The sequence below is a fragment of the Coprothermobacter sp. genome (assembly GCA_013824685.1).
In the GTDB taxonomy this organism is placed as follows: domain Bacteria; phylum Caldisericota; class Caldisericia; order Cryosericales; family Cryosericaceae; genus Cryosericum.
In genome coordinates this window covers 39,145-59,216 of record PNOG01000022.1, presented here as the reverse complement: position 1 = coordinate 59,216, position 20,072 = coordinate 39,145, and the positions used below count along the sequence as shown (strand labels likewise).

Genomic DNA, 20,072 nt, shown 5'->3' with positions numbered 1-20,072 from the left:
ATGGCAGTTCCAGATCAGGGAACGGATGATGCATGACCACTGGCGGCCGGCTGACAGCATCATGCGCATCTGTCGCTGAGCAAGCGACGAGGCAGCATAAGCCATCTTCCCCGTGGTCCCGACCGGATCCTGTTGAGGTCCAGTTTCCGCTCCCGAAACGCAGAATCCTCACGCAATGCTCCCCTTATGCTCGTTCATACAACAAGTACGATTGCAGCAGATGAGAAACCTCGAGGGAGTCATGGCTCTTGCTTGCCAATTCCGCCGCCCTTGCTGCTTTTCTCTGAGCGTCGGTTCTGTCCGAAATCAATGCCATCAGCACTCGCGTCAGCTCGTCCGGCCCTGGTTGGTCTACGACAATGGCAATGTCGTGTTCACGTGCGTATCGAGTTGCGAATGCATAAGCAGGAGCGTGAACAAGGACCGGCACCCCCGATGCCATGTATTCAACGGACTTGGCTGGCTGAGCCGTTGCGATGATGAGCCTTCCCTTCTTGCCAAACGACATCGGCAAATACAGCACATCTGCAGTGGCCTGGCGGTCTCTGACTTCATCTTCTGGCAGTCCCTGGTGCACCACGACGTTGTTCCCTGTCACTCCCATGACGGCAAGCTGTCCCTGCGACTGACGCGAGTAGATGTGGAACTCGATATCGACCATGTCACGAACAGCTGCAATCAAGTCCAAGATTGCATCAAGCTGTGCCCAGTAGACGCCTCCGGTATACAATACGACCATCGGCGATCCAGATACAGACCGAGAGCCCACCGACGTCACGCCACGAGCGATGACGGAGTTGCGAACGACGACCGACTCTATGCCCAATTCGGCGTCCAGGTACTCGCAGACTCCCTCACTTCCGGAGAAGACCCTCCTTGAAGCCGCAAGAACGCGGCGCTGGAACAGTGACGCCATGAGTTGCTGGAACCAAGACAATACATTCCCCCTCCACAGGTCATAGATGAACAGGTCAAGGGGAATACCAGTGCGCCCATGCGCTATCCACCCCGCCATCAAGCACGGACCGACGTCTGAGATAGCAAGGATAGACGTAATCTCTTCGTTCTCGACAATAGCAGTTGCTGTCCCGGCAGCTGACCAAGTCTGCACAACAGCGGATACGGGATCCACAATTCGGTGCAGTACAGACTTCACAGGCCTCCAAAGCCAGTCCTTGAGAATTCGCAGGGTAGAATGCGTTGAATGGACCACACTGAAAGTTTCCCCACCTGACCCGCCGATTCCAGAGCGCACAACGGATCCTACAAAGCACCGGTGGCCATCTTCCCGTTGTGCCTGGGGCACCCGTCCGTCTGGCCAGTTCTTGTTTGATGACAACACCATGTACGAATTCGCTGGAAAGTACTTGAGCAGTCGCCACAACATGATGGAATTGGCGTCCTTGCCGACACCGGGCGCTCCCTGGCTTATGATCAACACCTTGGGGGGTCGCGCTGCGGTTTCAGTGGTCATGTCTACCCTCTCTGGCTGGCCGTAAGGCACTCCTCCGCTCATGCGTGACTAGCTCTATCCACCATACACCACCGTGACGCTCTTCGTGGGCTGGTCCCAACCGACGAGGCAGCCCAAGTTCTCGGCCACGAAACGCAGGGGAATCATCGTACGACCACCAATGATGACGGGGGCGATGCTCATCGTCTTGCTGCTGCCATTGACCGTTGCTGTCGTCTTGCCCACCCACATAATGACTGAGCGCGAACCCAGCCGGATGTCGACACGACGAGCGGCTGCGTTCCAGCTGACGCTCCCACCGAGCGACTCCACAATGGCACGGATGGGGACCATGGTCGTACTATTGGTGATGAGGGGCTTGGTCCCCTGTGCATCGATAGCCTTGACCGTACCGCTGACGGTCATGCGCGGAATGCCGATCTGGAGACTGATGATGGTACGTGGCACAGGACCGACCGTGATCGTGAAGTCGGGCAGCGTGTAGCGCATGAGCAACAGGTACCGAACATACGAGTGCAGGGTGTTGAGCCCGGTGCCCAGACGGAGCGTCGTGCTGAACCGATAGTCTTTGCCCACTGCAAAAGAGATCGACGCGCGCGTCTCTGTGTCCGTCACATATCCTTTCACAGCGCCTATAGGCTTGTGTATCAGCTTGCCAGCCAGACCAAGTGTCCTGCTGGTCCCGTCATAGCTAAAGGTCATGACAGGGAGCACATACCTGGCAACCGTGGGGATAACTGGGAGGTTCAACAGCATCGAAAACCCGGGCCCACTCTTGCCCAGCACCGCGATAGTCGCGGTTCCGGCAAGGGGAAACGACGCAGAGAAGGCCCCTGTCGCACTCGCTCTGGACTGACGCCCGTTGACCACGACCAGGGCCCCTGCATCTGTCTTCCCCTGAATAGTGACGCTGCCTGACGCAACGTTGATGGTCCCTGTCAAGGACGAGGACAATGCGGCACACACGTGTCCGGGGGTTGCTAGTGTCAGGTACATCAAGAGAACTGACACCAGGAGAGTTGAGGTTCCCCTGTTCATCTTGGACATGTTCACGACTCCTCCCCCCGGCGACCCGCAGCTTCCGCTGCACGCGCGGTCTGAATGTAGTCAATGAGGAAGGCCAACAGGATACCAAGCAACAGCGCCGCCACCATGGTGACAGCCAGCTTGACTGCTCGTCCTCCGGCGTCCTTCTCATCGGCAGGTATGGCACGCTGGACCAGACGCACGGGCGGCAAGGGATTGCCCTCGAGCTTGAGAGACGAGACATAGTTGGTGGTAGCCAGACTAAACTCCGCTGCCAGCAGGTCCTTCTTGCGTTCCGCCTTGGTAATGGTCTGGTTCTCCATGTCGACCTGCTTGTCGAGATTGAGGACGCGGGACTCCAGTCCTGGCATCGTCTTCTCATACAGGGCCTTCACGCTGGTCTTGTACGCAATGTCGGTCTTGAGGCTGGTCACGTCACTGGTCAGGGACTGCCATACCGGGTTGATTTGCTGTGACGTCATGTTGAGTCTCGCCAGGTCCAACACACTCTGCCCGCTCGTCGCCTTCGCGACGTCCAGCAGCGTCTGGTCGTCCGTGATGGACTTGGTCGTGGTCAGGTACTGGTGTGTACTCGCCAATGCTGACTGCCTTGTCGCCAGATTGAGCTGAAGGGCGCGGATCTCCGTCGCCAGGGTCTGCACCTGTGCACGGTAGCTGTTGAACTGTCCGGCGATGGTCTCACGGACGTTTTTCAAGTCATTGACGTTGTCGCGCTTGCTGTACAGGGCAGCCAGCTCCTGCTCGATGTTCTCTACAGCAGTCTTCGCCGTGTCATACGTATCCTTGAGCCCCTGCTGTGCTGCAGGCATGGATGTCCTGCTGATAGACTCGCCACGGGCGACCAACCCATCAGCCAGCGCATTTGCGGCGATTGCAGCCTTGTCGCGATCACTCAGCTTGACATCGATCTGGATAAGGCTGGAGTCCTTGACGGAACTGATCTTGACTGCGCTTGCCAACTTGCGGACTGTCATGTTCCAAGGCTCGCCTGCCAAGTCTGCCTTGTCGATGACGTCCTTACTCAGCGATGGGTCCTTGGCCAGGCTCTGGTAAGCCACAACGGAAGCAGACGGCATGTTGACCAGTGGGTCAGCCAGCTGGTCCGGGTTCGCCACCGTGACGGTGGCCTTCGTTTCCGACACCATCACGACTGCTGTCGAGGTGTATGTAGGCTTGACAGCAAACAGCAGCACGCCAGCTACCACAATCGTAGGTACCAGGGTGACAGCCGCAATCAGCTTCCACCGGCGTGCCAGGACCTTGAACACATCCATCAACGTGAGTTCATCTTCCATGATTGTCCTCCTTCACAAACCCTCCTGAACCTGTCCCGGTCCCTTCGCTAGCATATGTCGGTTTCTGCAATCGGAACGACTGAAACCGAGAATGATTCATTGCTCCACTTGGACTGGAGAACTGAAGGCAGTCGACGCCCATCCTCTGTCCGATCCTGCCATGAGCTTGGGTGCACGGAGATACACCAACAAACGGCAAGGACCCGAGGGTATGGCTGCAGGAACCTGCCACGTCAGGCTACGAGCCGAAGGCTTTAGACCATCCGCTACTAGGATCCAGTCGCCCTTGGCGGGGGCAGCATAGATCGTCTGATACTCCAGCGAGCTCGCTATGCCGGTCACATTCCACGCCAAAGCAACAGTGCCACCTGGAACAACAGACGTGCCAGCTGCCGGCGACGTCCACTGTGCCACTGGTGCAAGACGCCGCAACTCGGCAGCAAACGCAGACCCATCCTGCGCATTCACCGAGGCATCAAACAACGCAGCGACGAGCTTGCCCTGCACGCCGGTTTCACGCTGAACTTCCACCAGTCCAGACCAACCTATCTGCTGTGACGGGTTGCTCTTGACAGACTGCCGGAAGGCTGCCTCGGCAGCACCAACATCTCCCTTGTCCAGGGCTATCTGGCCGGTCACGTTGGCAATGTCATAGTACGTGGGATCCAGACGCCGTGCCTGGTCGATGGCCTGCTCAGCCAACGCTGGATTGTGATTGAACACGATGTGCGCATGAGCCAGTGACGTCCAAGTACCAGGGTCGATGGGGTCCAGTGTCGTAAGCTGCCGGAACACCTCAACAGCACCTCTGTCCCCGACTTCGTACAGAAACTGCGCATACTGGATCTGGACTGCTGGGTTGAGTGGATCCAGAGAAATGGCACGCTGGTAGGATTCCTTGGCCTGATCACGATATGTCACCGCCAACGTGGCCGGTACAACCCTGGCAATACTACGAGCAGACGCTGCAGCCTGCAACGGATATCGGGCGTCGAGCGGATTCAGCCCTTGCGCCACCGTGAACTCACGCGGCAGACTCCATGCGCTCATGCTCGCAGGCGCCCGTCGCAGCCCCGCGACGAAGCACGCCTCGGCCGACGTGGCCAGAGCGAACACGACTGCCGCCAGACCAAGTACCACGAGTCCCGTCGTCGGCACCCCCTTACGAGAACGTGGACGAGAGATCTTCACGTGCTTCGCGCCCGGCACAGGACTTGCTGCCCTGCGCACCGGCCGGCCCAGGACCCAGAACGAGGCCCCAGCCTGCATGGTCAGCCCGGCGCACGAGCCCAGCAGGATTGCGGGCACCACGCCGAAGACGTAGAACATGGAGTCGATGTCAAAACAGGAATGAATCAGCGTACCGGCAATACCCACCACGACAGCAATTGTGAGAGCTTTGTTGCTGGAGAGACGCGCAGCACGGAAGCCCAACCAAAGGAGAACAGCAATCATGCTCAGCTCGAGGAGAAAACCAAGGATACCGCCTTCAGCCAGACTCTTGACCAGCAGTGAGTGGGGGTCGGTGGCAAAGAAGAGCTGCGACCGGAACTTCATGTAGACACTGGAGTAAGTACCAAGACCGCTGCCCAGGACCGGGTATGCCCGCAGATAGGGGCCAAGGTCCCGGAACATCTGGAGCCGACCTCCCAGTGAGCCACCCGTCGTTGCCTGCCCCTGTGAAACCTCCTGGACAACAGCAACAAAGCGCTGGACAAGGGGCTTCCACACCCGAGTGCGGGAAACGGGAACGGCTATGCTGACCGCTACCATGACAGCGACGACCCCGTACGCGACGGCGACATGCGCCATCTGGCGATTCGAAACACATCTGCACAGCCAGCCCGCAACGGGGAGCATCAAGAGCACTCCTGCCGCCACGATCATGCCCCCACGCGACCCGGTCAGCACAAGGGCACTCATCAGCACAACGGTGCCTGCCAGTCCCAGCAGGCGCTCCAGGCCACGACGGCCGAACGCGAACATCCCGACACCAATGCAGAGGGGCAGGATGAGAAACCCTGCCAGTGCGTTGGGATAGCTGAAGAAGGCACACAGCCGTCCGCCAGCGTCGCGCACGACCAGCGCATGAGCCAGTGACGCGATGGGTCCTGTCGCAACCCGGGGCGATAGCACATAGAGGAGAATGCATCCTGCCATGGCGACGACGCTTGCGCCAAACAGCACCCAGCTGAGGGTATGCAGACGGTCTTCGGACCCCGCAGAGGTCAAGGCAAACAGGAACATGCCCAGGAGTCCCATCAGTTTGAGGAGTTCCTGCAGTGTGGCACCACGGTGTACCGAGACGGCGAATGACACCAGACCGAACACGGCAACGGCAACGAACAACCAGGCAAGAGGAGACACCGCGATAGGTGACCCGGCACTGAAACGACGACGCAGCCAAGGGACGCCAACCATGAACAGCGCAACAAGGCCCAGCCACGCTGTGGACAGTTGCTCCAGCCGTATCCAGCGTGTCCACGCACCGATCAGCAGGATCGACGCGACGATGATCAGTGACAGATACCACACATGCCATGTGCGTTTTCTGGGGGTCGCACCACCAGTCGCACGATTCTCTTTCACTTGTGCTCACCCCTTCTGCCGCCGCTTTGCAGCCAACGACAGTTCATAGGATAGGACCAAAGTGGCCTTGGTCAAGGCAACAGAAGTGAAAGACCAGGCTTGAATTAGCTCTATTTGCCATGTGGCGCGGGTGTCGATCGCACGGAGACGAGCAACATACGTTGCAGCAACAGGTGTGGCGCATACAATGAAGTTCATGAGAAAACGACTGTTCATGCTTCTCACTCTGCTCCTGCTGGTCGGCCTCGCCCTGGGAACCCGTTATGGAGACGTCGTCCTGTACGCAGCCGACTGGGTATTCGCGGCTGCCACGCTGGTCGTCTTCGCCGCCTGGTGCTTCTGGTGGCTGCCCGACCACCGTCTCGTGGGATTGTCGGTCGACTGGTCGTCGTTGCTGCTGGTGGTCGCCGTCGTTGCCCTGACCCTGCTGTCCCCCTACGCGTACGGCGCACAGGTCGAGGCGGCCAAACTGGGTGCGGCCCTCTTGTTGGCGGTCATGGTCCTCAACCTGGTTCAGGAACGCGGAGACCTGCAGTTCTACCTCAACGGCATCCTGTTCCTTAGCGTGGGCATGGCAGCCGTCTCCTTCGCGTACTACATGGCGGCGATGTCGCCTCTGTTCTACTTCACGCCGCTGTGGGCGGGCAACCTGCAGTACCACTTCGTCGTCAACGGCCAGCTGTGGGGACTGTGGCAATACCACAACTCCTTTGCCGGGTTCCTCGTCCTGTGCACCCTGCTGAGCGTCGGCATGGCGACCGGGGACAAGCGCCGTGACTGGCGCCTCCTGTACGATACGTGCGCGGGCTTCCTGCTCATGGTGCTGTACCTCACGACGTCGCGCGGGGCATTCCTGACGGGCGTCATCGGCCTGGGTGCGCTGGTCGTGCTTGCACCTCGTGGCTGGAGGGGGCGTGTCCTCCTGCGCGTGCTCATCGTCGGCGCTGCAGCGGCAGGGCTCACCGTACTCAACCGCGTGACCTGGGCCACAGCGGAGCTCAACGCAGACAAGGGGGCAGCACTGGGTGCGTTCGTCACGGGTGGCGCTGACCAGTCCAACGACACGCGCGTCCACCTGATCGTGCTGGCACTGCGCCTGTTCCGCGAACACCTGTGGGCAGGCACGGGTCTGGGGACGTTCCCGCACGCGTGGACTGCGTTCGAGTGGGTGCCGGACGTGTCCCGCCGCATCGACCCGCACTCCTTCTTCTTCCGTTTCCTGGCCGAGACCGGTCTGCTGGGAACCGTGCCGCTGTTTGCCTGGATCGCCCGGCGCGGCCTGCGTGGCCTGGACCGCGTGTTCGGCTCGCGCGAGGACATGGGGGTCACCGGCCTGTGGGCGGGCACCCTGGCCTTCTTCCTCCACATGTGCATGGACGTCGACTACGTCTATGCCGTGGCGCCTTCCATCCTCTTCTTCTGCCTGGCCCTGCTGTCGACCCGCATCGTGACGTATGACTTGCTCAGCCGCGACGACCGCCGCACGATGGTCCACCGCAGGCGCGTCCCCTGCCTGGTCGCGGGCGGGCTCGCCGTCCTGCTGGCGCTGGTCCCCATCCAGCGCGGGGCCGCCTCGCTGTACGCGCTGCGCCTGGGAGGACTGGAGACAACCACCAAGACCGAGCGCCTGACGGATGCCCTGGTCCTCGACCCCGGCAACGACACCTACTGGGGTCTCCTGGGTGGTGCGTATGCCAGCATGCTGTCAGGTGGGGTGACAGGTCCAGTCACCGATGCGGCCCGCTCCGCCTTCGTCCAGGCCCAGACGCTGGTGCCCGAGGACTACCGGCCGTGGTGGAGCCAGGGCATGATGGAGCTCAACCTCAAGAGCCCCGAAGCCCTGACCTGCCTGAAGCAGGCCGAACGGCTGTATCCGACGCTGGCCGCCATCAAGGGCTGGCTGGCACTGGCCATGGTCTACGTCAATGGCGACGTGGCAGGCGCAGAGGCGAAGGCGGCCGAGGCACTGGTCATCGCACAAGGAGAGCCATATGCCATAACGGCGCAGGCCTTCTGTGCCCTTGCACGGGGTGAGACCGCCCTCGCAAAGGAACTGCTGACAACCGTGGTCAAGCAGGGCTTTACCAACAAGTGGGCCTACTACGGCCTGTCTCTGTGCTACCGCGCCGTGGGTGACACCGCGATGGAGCGCTCCGAGCTGGTCTACTCCCGCAGCATCAACCCCAACCTGGTGGAGGCCATGGCCCGCCTGCGCGACCTCTCCCCCTGACCGGTCCTTTGGAGTCAGCTGGCAAAGAGACCCCTGAGCCCGAGGATGTTTCTCTATCCAAGGGTGTTCTGCATGTTTGTCCGATGCAAGGGGCGTAGTTCGGAAATGGTAGGTTCGCTGTCCGGTGAAGTTCCGTCATTCCCGCGCGGGCGGGAATCCATTCATTGCGTTGTCTTCTCCGCTCGTCTCCGTCCCAGATGCTCAACTTGCCACGTTGGGCTGGAGTTACCATCTGACCCCAAAGAATAATGATGCTACACTAGTATGCGAGAGCAGCAGCGCCGTTTCGATAGCTGACGCAGAACGCGAGGAGGAAGAGGATGCCCGGCAAGCGGAACCATGAACTGATAGATCAAGACAAGAACTCCTCGCCGATCGTCGGCGCTCGTGGTGACGAGATCATCCTGTACAACGCTCCCGACGGTACAGCGAAACTGGAAGTACAATTTGAACACGACACGGTATGGCTGAGTCTAGATCAGATGTCCACCCTCTTTGAACGAGACAAATCAGTCATATCTCGCCATTTGCGAAAGGTGTTCATCGATGGCGAACTTGAGAGAAGTTCAGTTGTTGCAAAAAATGCAACAACTGCCACCGATGGAAAGACCTACCAAGTCGAGTATTTCAACCTCGACGTTGCCATTGCAGTCGGGTATCGCGTCAACTCAAAACGTGGCACACAGTTCCGCATCTGGGCCACAAATGTGCTGCGCGATCACCTCCTCAAAGGCTACTCAGTCAACGAGCGGCGCCTGCAGGAACTCAATCAGGCCATCCGCCTGGTTGCCGACGTGGCCAATCGGCGAGAACTCACGGGGGATGAGGCAACAGCACTCCTGCGTGTCGTGGGTGAGTATAGCTTCGCGCTCGACTTGCTGGACGACTACGACTATCAGCGCGTGGCAGCTCCTGCTACTGGTACAATAGTCATCCATGCCCTGAAGTACAACGAGGCAGTCCGCATCGTGCAGCACCTGCGCAGACGCTTCGGAGGTTCGGAGCTGTTTGGACGGGAGAAAGACAACAGCCTCCAGAGCGCTCTGGGCGCAGTGATGCAGACCTGGGACGGTACCGATCTGTACCCCGGCGTCGAGGCAAAAGCCGCCAACCTGCTGTACCTTGTGGTGAAGAACCACGCGTTCTTTGATGGAAACAAACGCATCGGGGCTGCACTGTTCCTGTGGTTCCTCGATAAGAACTATGCTCTGTACGATGCATCTGGCGAACGCCGGTTCTCGGACGCCGCCCTCGTGGCTACGACACTGTTGATCGCAGAAAGCAAGCCGGATGAAAAGGACGTCATCGTTCGCATCGTGACAAACCTGCTCACCGAACGGCCACAGAGAACAGTCTCATGAAAACTGACGCAAGGAAGATATCTCAACGTCCTCTGGGCAGAAGCTTTGGATGTCTACCTGTCAGAAATTCAACCCTCATGACTGCCAGGCAGCAGCAGAGGAAAAAGAGGAAGACCTTCCCGCCTTTCATCCATCATTCCCGCGCAAGCGGGAATCCGATCCTGCCTCTGCCTCGGGCGCTGATTTACCACTCATAGCGCTCTTTACCAGTTGACCCTGTACTGCCCGTACTAGCGCGCTCCCTTTCTGCGCAGAACCGCGGGAATCGTAGCCGCAAGGATGCGCAGGTCCAGCCATAGGCTCCAGTGCGTGATGTAGTCCATGTCCAGCCGCACGCGCTCGGCATAGTCCAGGTCACTGCGCCCGCTGATCTGCCACAGGCCGGTGACACCAGGACGAACCCGTAGGATGGCAGCAGACGCTGGGCCATACTTGGCAATCTCGTCCGCGACGATAGGACGCGGTCCGACCAGTGAGAGGTCACCGTGGAGGACGTTGAGCAACTGGGGCAGCTCGTCCAGCGACGTCCGGCGCAGCCAGCGTCCCAGCCGCGTGACTCGCGGGTCGTTCCTCAGCTTGTACGTCGCTTCGTACTCTGTGCGCAGGGAGGGATCGGCGGTAAGCAGGACCTGCAGGCGCGCCTCGGCGTCCACCATCATGGAACGGAACTTGAAGACCCAGATGGGCCTGCCCCCTTCGCCCAGGCGTCGGTGCCCAAACAGAACGGGCCCGCGCGACGTGAGCTTCACCAGCACCGCGAGGACCAGCAGGAGCGGTGAAAGGATCACGACACCCAGCCCCGCCAGCACGACGTCCATGAGGCGCTTGACGCGCGCGCCCACGCCGGCAACGAGGAGGTCCCTCACCCTGAGCACCGGCGTGTGGTCCACGAACAGGACATCGGAGGGATACGGCAAAGTGTGCACGGTGCCGCCGAGCGCATAGACGGTGACGTAACGACGCAGGCACAGTTCTACGATCTGTGACGTGTCGGGCAGGGGCGACGCCAGCAAGACGGCGCGTGCCGTGCCGACGTCCAGCAGTACCTCAAGTTCGGAAGAGGAACCCGCCGTGACCACCCTACCCTCAGTCTGCAGCAGCCGCATCCCCAGCCCTCGCTGAAGGCTGAGCGCGTCCAGGCCGGCTGCTGCCAAGTCGTCCACACTGCCGGCAAGGGCGGCAGGCACAAGGTCTATGCCGCGCGCATACCTGCGTCGCCGGACGGCGACCATGACCCTCTCCAGTGCTACTTGCAGGACAAAGGACAGGACAAGGAAGTACACAAGCGTCAGGCGGGAGAACAGCGTGTTCTTGACCAGGTAGGCCACCAGCAGGTACAGGAACGTCGCGTAGACGAGTCCGTCGACCACGACGGCGGTCCGGTCCGCGGTGACGTGCCCGTTGTCATACATCCCCCGCAGGTACAGGTAGCCGATGTCCACACCGGCGAACAGTCCCAGCGATACCCAATACCATTGCACGTCGATGGTCGACGTCTCGAAGCGGAAGCGCACCAGCAGGGCCAGCAGGAACGCCGCCAGCAGGCAGAGGGCATCAAGGAGAGGACGCAGGCTACGTCGTCGCATGGTCTCCCCTCCCGTGGTCCCAGTACCCTGGGTTCATGCTCATCCTGCGGCACCAGTCCCTGGGCAGGAGCCGATACGCGCGTCCCAGATGGTACGCGGCCAGCTTGACAACGTCGCGCACGAGGGCTTCGGGAATACGCAGGACTGCGCCGCGCGTCGCCAGGTAACGCACCTCGGACCAGACGAAGCGTATCCCCTCGCCCCCGGCGGACCCGAATGCCTCAAGGAGCCACGCGTTGTCCACATGCATGACGCCGGTGTCGAAATAGCGCCGGGCCTCCCCACCTGCCGTCAGGGCATGCGAATGGACCACGTGAGCGTCGGCACAGTACACGACGCCGTACCCGGCTTGAAGCAGCCGTGCGGCAGTCAGCATGTCCTCGCCCAGGATGCACGGGGACGGGAAGCCCCCCACCGAAAGCAGTGCTGAGCGCCGCCAAGCGGCGAAGGAGTTGGAGCAGAAGGCCGCCTTGATGCCGAGCCTCGCCGCATCGTCCATCATGTGCACGGCTCCGGCATCCGGGTAGTTGAACAGCCGGGCATGGCGCTCGATGGCGCCTGCACCCGGCCGTGGGACCTGCCGGCCATATGCCACGCCGATCCGCGGGTCCTCCAGGCACGCAACCAGCGTGCCCAGCGCGTCGGCGTCCGCAAGCGCGGCATCCTGCGTCATGAACACGACGGCGTCTGCCCCATCCAGCCGGTCGACCGCCATCTGCCGTGTTGCGGCATGGTCGAACAGTGCTCTGTCCACTGGCACCACGTCGGCACCGGCTTGTGTGAAGGCTTGCACTGTACCGTCGGAGGAGCCCGAATCCAGCACCAGCCATACTTGCGGCTGCAGGCGCTGCGACTGTACGCCTGCGATCACAGCAACTGCAGTCGTGCCGGCGTTCAGAGTGAGGGTGACCAAAGCTGTGACAGCGGTGTCAGGAAGACTCATACGCCTGAGTCACGCCGGTCGCCGAGCCTTCGCCCCGCACCCTGCCATGCTCGAGCCAGATGGCACGGTCGCAGACGCCGCGTACGGCCTCCATCGAGTGCGAGACCAGGACCAGGGTCGAGCCTCCTTCTCGCAGCTCAAGCAAACGTTTCCGGGATTTGGCCTGAAAGGGGGCATCGCCAACCGCTAGGACTTCGTCGATCAGGAGGATCTTGGGTCGGATGTGCACGGCCACTGAGAACCCAAGCCGCACCAGCATCCCGCTCGAGTAAGTTCGTATCGGCTGTTCGATGAACTCCGCGAGTTCGCTGAACGCAACAATGTCATTGAAGTGATCCTGCGCCTCACGAAGCGTCGACCCAAGAATCACCGAGTTCAGGATGATGTTCTCTGCTCCGGACAGGTCCGGATGAAACCCGGCGCCCAGCTCCAGAATCGGGGCTATGCGGCCAGACGTCTGCACGATCCCTTCTGACGGCAGCATGACCCCTGCCAGCAGAGACAGCATGGTGCTCTTCCCGGCCCCGTTGCGCCCAATGATGCCCAGCGACTCCCCTGGTGCAAGACTGAATGTCACATCGTGCAGTGCTTCAAAACGAGCATTCCGCATGCTGTTCAGGGCAGACGGGAGGTGAAACAGGAAACTCTTGAACCCCGCGGTCAGCCTGTAGTAGAGAGGGTAGCTCTTGCTGGCATGCTCGACACGAATCTCCCCCAAGTTCATAGCGCCTCCGCAAACCGCCAGCGCAGGCGAGCAAACACGCACCAGCCAATGCCCAACCAGACCAATCCGTACGCAAGCGACAACCCCACGTACTGCCACTGGAGTACGCCATCGAGCAAGACACTGCGGTAGTTTACCACGAGCGGAGTCATCGGGTTCAGGAAGACGAGAGGCCGGAATCGCGAAGGCAGCATGTCCAGCGGGTAGATGATCGGCGTGGCGTAGAAAACAATACTCAGCAGGATTGTCACCAGGCGCTCAAGATCCCGGAAGAACAAGTTTATCGACGACACGAGCAATCCGCATCCTAGGACAAGCAGGAATTGCAGGAACACCAGGATCGGCAGTCCATAGAGCCATGACAGCCGAGGGAACACCCCATAGACCGCAGCCACGACGGCAATGACCGGAAGCGACAGCAGGAAATGGAGGCAATCATTGAGCACGCTCGCCAGGGGCAACGCTTGTCTAGGAAAAGCAACCTTCTTGATGAGCGACACGTTGGTGAGAAAAACGCCGGTACAGACAGTCAGCGAGTTGATGAACCACTGCCAGACGAACAAGCCGGCAATCAGGAAGAGCCCGTAGTCGTCGACCGCTATGCGGACCACGACCTTGAATGCGAAGAAGTACACGAGAGCCTGAGCAGCCGGCGATGCAACCGACCAGATGTAGCCCAGGAAACTGTTGCGGTAGCGGACCTTCAACTCCTTGCGCGTCAGTTCACGCACCAGGTCCCTGAACTGCACTGCGCGAATGCGCCGGCTACTCGACATTGTTCCCCCCCGTGACCAGCCGGGTCCTGGTAACGCCTACCGGCCAGCAACTCAGCATCAGGTCAACCCCCAACGCACGGACGCCAAGAATCCCTGCATGGGTCAACGCATAGATAAAGTACACGGGAGCCACCACGAAACGCACTGCGCCGGTCCTCCGATAGAACCAGGACAAGAACCGCGGCTCTCTGTCGATTCCCATGGCCCGAAGTGCCATGACCATTGCCAGCCTCGACTGGATGCGTCCGTCCAGATACTGCGAGAGCGATCCACCCTGACGGGACTGGCGCCGCCTGAGGGAGCTCAACGACAGGGCGGATGCACCGAGCTCATTCTGTCCGTGCTGACGATAGAGCACACTAGGATGGGTCAAGGGTTCAACGCCTCTCCCGCTGGCCGCGACGACGGCCAGCCACCAGTCATGCATCGGAATCCCCGGAGGAAAGGGAAGTGCTCTCGTGAGGAGAGCGGTGCGTCCGACAATCGTACAGCCGGTCACAGCATTCCTCAGAAGCAATGGGATCAGTGCCTTGCCGCGCACCGGCACAATCTGAGAGTACTTCCACATGGAAGCCGCGACCTGGCACAGATCTTCATCGACGACCACGAGGTCTGTGTAGACCAGCTCTGTACCCGTCCTCTCGAGAAGCTCAACAGACTCCTCGAGCTTACGCGGCTGCCAGACGTCATCCTGGTCACAGAGGGCGAAGTATGGGGTCGACACCGTAGAGAGCAGCTCCTCGAATGTGCCGACTGCCCCCCTGTGAAGCGTGCTCACCTGGAGAACCGCACGCTTCTCCCGTTCGAGGAGATCTCTCGTCAATTCGGGCGTGTCGTCAGTTGAACCGTCATCCAGCACCATGAGTCGCCAGTCGGGATACGTCTGTTCCTGTATGCTATGAACCAGCGGTGCCAGCCATCTGTGACCGTTGTGGGTAGCTAGGAGTATGGTGACTTGTCCACTCATCGGAACACCCGACGCACGGCTTCGAGCGTGATGCTCCCTGTGCACTTAGCGGCGTAGCCGAGAAGCGCAAGGCGGTCATGAAATCGAAAGTCACCCATGCGCCGCAATGACGTACTCCTGAGGTCCACCAAGTGGCCCAGACGCGCTGTCGACGACAGATTGCTGTTGTCACCATGAAGACGATAGCAGGCAACGGGGGTGTCGACGTAGCCTATTGCCCCTCGGGCAGCAGCTCGCAGGCAGAAATCCCAGTCCTCGACCGACAGTGTGGGGTCGAACAGGCCGACCGTGTCGATTGCACTCCTCGCGAGCATGATCACGCTGCCGGGCATAGCCCAGTGGCAAATGAACTCATGCCTGAGGGTTGCGTCATCGGTGTACCGTCGCGGATCGGTATGCCACATGTCACGGAGAGCACTGCCATATGTGAGAGATCCTTCAGCATCGATCACGCGGGCATCGCCGAACACGACCGACTTCCTTTCGTGTGACGCCAGATAGGACTGCCTCGCCTCCAACCCGCCAGACACCAGCTGGTCATCGCTCGCCAGAAGCGCCAGATACGCCCCTCCTGCCGCGGAGATGGCAGCATTGAACGTCTGCGCGGCGCCACTGTGTGACCTCCGGATCAACCGGATCGGTACGCTGGACGCTCCTTGACGGAGCGCGTAGGCTTCGACTAGGTCCGCCGTCCCATCCGTCGAACCATCATCGGCTACGACGACCTCCTTGTTGCCGTAGGTGTCGGCCAGCACACTGTCGAGTGCTGCTGAGATGAACTTGCCATGGTTGTACGAGCCAACGCATATGCTGATGAGAGGCTGCGAGGATGTGGAACTCATGTGTCGGCTCCAAGCGGGTGAGACGGTGACCCAACACGCTTGCGTGCCTCTCTGGCATTCAGGACATCGCGCAATCGCCTGCCGCCAATACACATCGCAACCAGGAGCGCCAGTGCTTTCCACCTCGGCACGCCAGGAGGCGGTCGAAGTATTGCCTTGGCGATGGTGCGCCTGTCGGCACCGGGGTCAGCCTCCAGAAAGAGCTCCTTGTTCCATGCGTATTCGTAGAGCCGCCGTATCGGCGTGACCTCTGCCCTCAGCCAAGGCCGTTCCGATTCCACAAGACCGAGCGTCCTGATGGTATCGTCCATGATCTGTCGCCGTCTCAGCAGCGTCGTGTTGCCACCATGCCTCCGGTAGACTGACAACACCTCGGGGACAGTTCCCCACGCGCCCGACTCTCCGATGACATCGATGATGAGTTTCCAGTCTGACGCTACGTCGATACGGTCGTCAAAGCCGCATCGTGGAAGAGCTACCCGCTTGACCATGACTGAGCTGCCCAGGAAGGTCGACCCTGCTCCGTGGCGAACGACTTCCCGGCACCCCACGCCTTGCTCGCCTGCCGGGCCCGTCCTGTAGATCCCCTCCGATGTTTCGAGGGTCACGTTCTTGACATCCACGTAGTGGCCAACTAGCACTCTGCGGTCGTCCTCCTCAAGCCACGCGACCTGCTTACGAACCTTGTCCGGCAAGAGGACGTCGTCACCAGCGCACAGTGCCACATACTTGCCTTTACAGTGCCTCAGGGCCTTGTTGCTGTTGCGAGTGATGCCCTCGTTCACCTGCGAAAAAACGGGCTTGACGATACCTGGATACTCCAGCGCCAGAGACTGTACGATTTCGTTTGTTCCATCGGTGCTTCTGTCGTCAGCCACGACGATTTCCAGGTTGGGATAGTCCTGGACCAGCGCACTCTCGATGCACGCGCGTATCCACTGGGCCTGGTTGTACGTGATGATACTGATGGACACAAGAGGAAACGAGTTGGCTGCCACGCCATCTGCACCTGGTTTGGTCGTGGTCGCGACGCCGCCGAATCGAGGATCGCTCATTCTGCTTCCGCGCCAGCCTGAGAGACAGCGTTCTTCAACTCGTCCGCCACGACAACCACGGTTTCGTCAATCATTGCAGAACCCATCGGGAGACTCAGGACGCGGTCTGCCAGTGCTTCACTGATCGGCAGCTGACCCACATCAAAGCCCTGCGATGCGTACGCACCTGACAGGTGGGGCGGTACCGGGTAGTGTACCAGAGTGCCAACGCCACGAGCTCTCAGCATCTCCTGAACCCTGCTCCTGTTGTTCACCTGTACGACGTAGGCGTACCACACTGGCTCGGCCCACTCTGGAACGACCGGAACCACGATGCGGGAGTCTCCAGCCAACTCTCGGCCGTACAGTGCGGCGATCTCCCTTCGTCTTGCGTTGCGCCGGTCCAGCCCCGGGATCCCCACTCTCAGGAAAGCTGCCTGAAGTTCGTCGAGTCGACTGTTGTACCCGGCCAGCTCATGGACGTATTTGATCCTGGATCCGTAGTTGCGAAGGATTCTCACACGTTCTGCAAGTCCCATATCATCTGTGAGAATGGCCCCTCCGTCACCCAATGCACCCAGGTTCTTTGTGGGGTAGAAGCTGAACCCCGCAGCGTCCCCCAATCCACCCGTTCGCTCTCCCCTGTAGCGCGCTCCATGTGCCTGTGCCGCATCTTCGATGACCTTGAGGCCATGGAGGTGTGCGATGGTGTTCACTGCGTCCATGTCGGCGGGCTGACCATACAAGTGCACGGGAACGATAGCCTTTGTGCGAGACGTTATGGCTGCTTCAATGCGGTCGGCGTCGATGTTGTAGGTGTGGGCGTCTGGTTCAACAGGCACGGGCTTGGCACCAGTTCGCGTCACGGCAAGCCATGTCGCGATGAATGTGTTGCCGGGAACGATCACCTCATCCCCGATACCGATGCCCATTCCCAGGAGTATGAGTTCGAGCGCCTCCAGACCGTTTGCGACGCCAACACAGTGACGGACTCCACAGTACCCTGCAAACTCGGCCTCAAAGGTCTCACACTCGCGCCCAAGAATAAACTGCCCTGCGTCCATGACACGAGCATAGGAGGCGTCGAGATCGGCCCGACGCTCCGCATTTTCCGCGGTCAGGTCAAGGAAGGGTATCCTCACGGGTTCGGAACTCCAGCGGCGTGCAGGAATGCAGTGTGATCCCTGTAGTAGTCATCTTCACTGTACCTCTGTGATGCCAGCACCAGACACACCGAGCCTGACGAGAAGTTGTCCAGTTCGCGCCAGGTCATTGGACACACATAGAGCCCATAGTAGGATCGGTTCATGTGAAATCGGCGCTGCTCCTTCCCATCGTCCAGAACCACGTCAAAGCTCCCAGACATAGCAATGATGAGCTGCTCCAGCGCTTTGTGCGCGTGCCCTCCTCTCGTCGCCCCGCCCGGAACGTCGTACAAGTAGTACACGCGGCGTATCTCGAAAGGAATCTGGATACCCCCCTCGACAGCCGTGAGATTTCCCCGCGGGTCAGTGATCTTGGGAAGTTCGATGAGTCTGCACTCGCTCAGCACGATGTACCTCCTGTAGCCAGTCTACGGGGTCAGGGCAGGCAACGATGCTACTGTAGCGCACCCACGCACGCGAGAACGCCGCTCTGTCGAGACTGTAGTAGAAGTTCTCTGCATCCTGGCGATTCCTTCTTGCCCCACAAGCCTCATGAAATCTCCATACACGTTCATTGCCTCGCCGGACGTCGAACACTGCAACGTCATACCCCAGGCGTTCAAAACCGAACCGATACGCGAGCAGAATCGCCTGTATCGAAGCGCCCACTGGAGCATCGGGGAGGAACACCCAACTCCCGATCTCAAATTCGCTTGCGTGGACACTTGGGATGCGAACGGTGCCCCATGATTTTCCATCGCTATCCTCACAGATGAAGTAGTAATCGTCCGGCCTCGACGCATAGGTCAACAGCCAACTTTCCTGGGCTGCCACCGAGGATGACGTGGGATGGATGAAATCTGAGAGCAGGGGGTCGCGTCTCAGTGCTACGATGAAAGAGGCATCTGCCACCTTCGCCTCCCGAAGTCGCACGGAATGACCGTGGAGCACTATCTGCAGAGGCTTTGGCTCCGGCCGCGTCATGGTAGCGTCAATACTCCAGGATGGCTGTGGCCCAGGAGAGGCCGACGCCGAAGCCAGACACCAGAACTCTTGACCTGGTATGGATGAGGCCTTGGTCACTGGCATCCTTGAGTGCGATGGGGATGGAGGCAGATACCGTGTTGCCGACCTGAGACAGGTTCCTGTAGACCTGCTCCGTGCTCAGGTGGAGCAGGCGCGTCAACGAGTCGAGGACGAGGGCACTCGCTTGGTGAAACACGAAGAGATCGATGTCAGTAACCTTCAGACCGTTTCGATCAAGCAGCATCCGGACCTGTCGGGGGACCTTCGAAGTCACGAACGTCAGAATCCCCATACCATCCATATAGATATTCTCCGCGCTCCGAGCATTGCCACTCTCGTCAAGGGCAGGCACTGCCGTCTGTGCATCCCGCGGCATTCGACATCCTCCCGCAGGGACAATGAAGCGCTCATACTCACTGCCTGCGGTCGAACAGACTACGTCAACAATACCTTTGCCTGTCGTCTGCCCTATCCAAGAGGCAGCGACACCGTCGCCGAAAAGAGACACGACCGCCCTGTCGTCGGGATGCATGAACTTGGAGTAGGTGTCGCCACAAACAAGGATCATGTCGCTTCCCATGCCTGTCTGGACGAGCCCCTTGACAATCGCGAGGCCGTAGACGAAGCCGGAACACGCCAAGTTGAAATCGAACGCCAGAACGCTGTTGTCGAGTCCAAGCTTCCCATGGAGGACACAAGCATTTGGTGGAAGAATGTAGTCAGGGCTCTCCGTGCAGAACAGAATCCCTCTGACAGCCCCGCGCAACTGTGGACAATCCGCAAACAGTGCTTCGCAAGCCCGAAGACCCAGGTCGAGCGCGGTTTCGCCGGTGCGCGCCACGTGCCGCAACTCAACACCCGTACGAACGGCAAGTTCGCCCACGTTCCATGACGGGTGCAACGCCACAAGGTCTTGGTTTGAGACTGTAGAGCTCGGTAGCGCATATGAGATGCCCATTATCCCAATTCCCATCTCACACTCCTCCCAACCGAAGCACTTGAGACGTCATGCTTCCACATTCCGGAGCCGCCC

At 60.1% G+C, this 20,072-nt stretch carries 17 protein-coding genes; 2 read left to right on the top strand and 15 right to left on the bottom strand.

Features of this window, described 5'->3' with window-relative positions; translation table 11 throughout:
- Window positions 1-184 precede the first annotated feature (184 nt).
- The 4 genes from C0398_07335 to C0398_07320 all read right to left on the bottom strand — a co-directional run bounded on the left by C0398_07335 (window position 185) and on the right by C0398_07320 (window position 6,351).
- Entirely contained in the window at window positions 185-1,516 is a 1,332-nt protein-coding gene (locus C0398_07335) for a hypothetical protein (protein ID MBA4365789.1), read from the bottom strand.
- Between the two features lie 12 nt (window positions 1,517-1,528).
- Window positions 1,529-2,527, bottom strand: a complete 999-nt coding sequence (locus C0398_07330) for a hypothetical protein (GenBank protein MBA4365788.1) — start codon at window positions 2,525-2,527, stop codon at window positions 1,529-1,531.
- Window positions 2,524-3,816 (bottom strand): hypothetical protein, encoded by a 1,293-nt coding sequence (locus C0398_07325; protein MBA4365787.1) that lies wholly within the window; start codon window positions 3,814-3,816, stop codon window positions 2,524-2,526. Before C0398_07325 ends, C0398_07330 begins: the two co-directional genes overlap by 4 nt.
- 96 nt (window positions 3,817-3,912) lie before the next feature.
- Window positions 3,913-6,351: a hypothetical protein gene (locus C0398_07320; protein MBA4365786.1), complete on the bottom strand. Its 2,439-nt coding sequence runs from the start codon at window positions 6,349-6,351 to the stop codon at window positions 3,913-3,915.
- Window positions 6,352-6,592: 241 nt separating this feature from the next.
- On the opposite strand from C0398_07320, the gene C0398_07315 reads away from it, so the two are divergent.
- Window positions 6,593-8,635 carry a hypothetical protein gene (locus C0398_07315; GenBank protein MBA4365785.1) on the top strand — a complete coding sequence of 681 codons (2,043 nt, stop codon included), beginning with the start codon at window positions 6,593-6,595 and terminating at the stop codon, window positions 8,633-8,635.
- 320 nt (window positions 8,636-8,955) lie between these two features.
- Window positions 8,956-9,996 (top strand): cytochrome C biogenesis protein CycH, encoded by a 1,041-nt coding sequence (locus tag C0398_07310; protein MBA4365784.1) that lies wholly within the window; start codon window positions 8,956-8,958, stop codon window positions 9,994-9,996.
- A 230-nt stretch (window positions 9,997-10,226) separates the two neighbouring features.
- Here C0398_07310 and C0398_07305 read toward each other — a convergent pair whose 3' ends face one another.
- Genes C0398_07305 through C0398_07255 form a run of 11 tightly spaced genes read right to left on the bottom strand, consistent with a single transcriptional unit; the run spans window position 10,227 to window position 20,012 of the window.
- The gene (locus C0398_07305; protein MBA4365783.1) at window positions 10,227-11,582 is read right to left on the bottom strand and encodes a hypothetical protein; all 1,356 of its coding nucleotides are present in this window, start codon (window positions 11,580-11,582) and stop codon (window positions 10,227-10,229) included.
- Window positions 11,569-12,525, bottom strand: coding sequence for a rhamnosyltransferase (locus tag C0398_07300; GenBank protein ID MBA4365782.1), 957 nt, complete (start codon window positions 12,523-12,525; stop codon window positions 11,569-11,571). The genes C0398_07305 and C0398_07300 overlap by 14 nt, the downstream gene beginning before the upstream one ends.
- Entirely contained in the window at window positions 12,512-13,249 is a 738-nt protein-coding gene (locus C0398_07295; protein ID MBA4365781.1) for a sugar ABC transporter ATP-binding protein, read from the bottom strand. The genes C0398_07300 and C0398_07295 overlap by 14 nt, the downstream gene beginning before the upstream one ends.
- Window positions 13,246-14,025, bottom strand: coding sequence for an ABC transporter permease (locus C0398_07290; protein MBA4365780.1), 780 nt, complete (start codon window positions 14,023-14,025; stop codon window positions 13,246-13,248). The genes C0398_07295 and C0398_07290 overlap by 4 nt, the downstream gene beginning before the upstream one ends.
- Entirely contained in the window at window positions 14,015-14,992 is a 978-nt protein-coding gene (locus C0398_07285) for a hypothetical protein (protein MBA4365779.1), read from the bottom strand. Before C0398_07285 ends, C0398_07290 begins: the two co-directional genes overlap by 11 nt.
- The gene (locus tag C0398_07280; protein ID MBA4365778.1) at window positions 14,989-15,834 is read right to left on the bottom strand and encodes a glycosyl transferase; all 846 of its coding nucleotides are present in this window, start codon (window positions 15,832-15,834) and stop codon (window positions 14,989-14,991) included. The genes C0398_07285 and C0398_07280 overlap by 4 nt, the downstream gene beginning before the upstream one ends.
- The gene (locus C0398_07275) at window positions 15,831-16,889 is read right to left on the bottom strand and encodes a hypothetical protein (GenBank protein ID MBA4365777.1); all 1,059 of its coding nucleotides are present in this window, start codon (window positions 16,887-16,889) and stop codon (window positions 15,831-15,833) included. Before C0398_07275 ends, C0398_07280 begins: the two co-directional genes overlap by 4 nt.
- Window positions 16,886-18,010, bottom strand: coding sequence for an erythromycin biosynthesis sensory transduction protein eryC1 (locus C0398_07270; protein ID MBA4365776.1), 1,125 nt, complete (start codon window positions 18,008-18,010; stop codon window positions 16,886-16,888). The genes C0398_07275 and C0398_07270 overlap by 4 nt, the downstream gene beginning before the upstream one ends.
- On the bottom strand, window positions 18,007-18,423 hold the full coding sequence (locus C0398_07265; protein ID MBA4365775.1) for a hypothetical protein: 417 nt from the start codon (window positions 18,421-18,423) through the stop codon (window positions 18,007-18,009). The genes C0398_07270 and C0398_07265 overlap by 4 nt, the downstream gene beginning before the upstream one ends.
- Complete coding sequence (locus C0398_07260; protein ID MBA4365774.1) at window positions 18,377-19,102, bottom strand: hypothetical protein; 726 nt, start codon at window positions 19,100-19,102, stop codon at window positions 18,377-18,379. The genes C0398_07265 and C0398_07260 overlap by 47 nt, the downstream gene beginning before the upstream one ends.
- Complete coding sequence (locus C0398_07255; GenBank protein MBA4365773.1) at window positions 19,005-20,012, bottom strand: 3-oxoacyl-ACP synthase; 1,008 nt, start codon at window positions 20,010-20,012, stop codon at window positions 19,005-19,007. Before C0398_07255 ends, C0398_07260 begins: the two co-directional genes overlap by 98 nt.
- Window positions 20,013-20,072 lie beyond the last annotated feature (60 nt).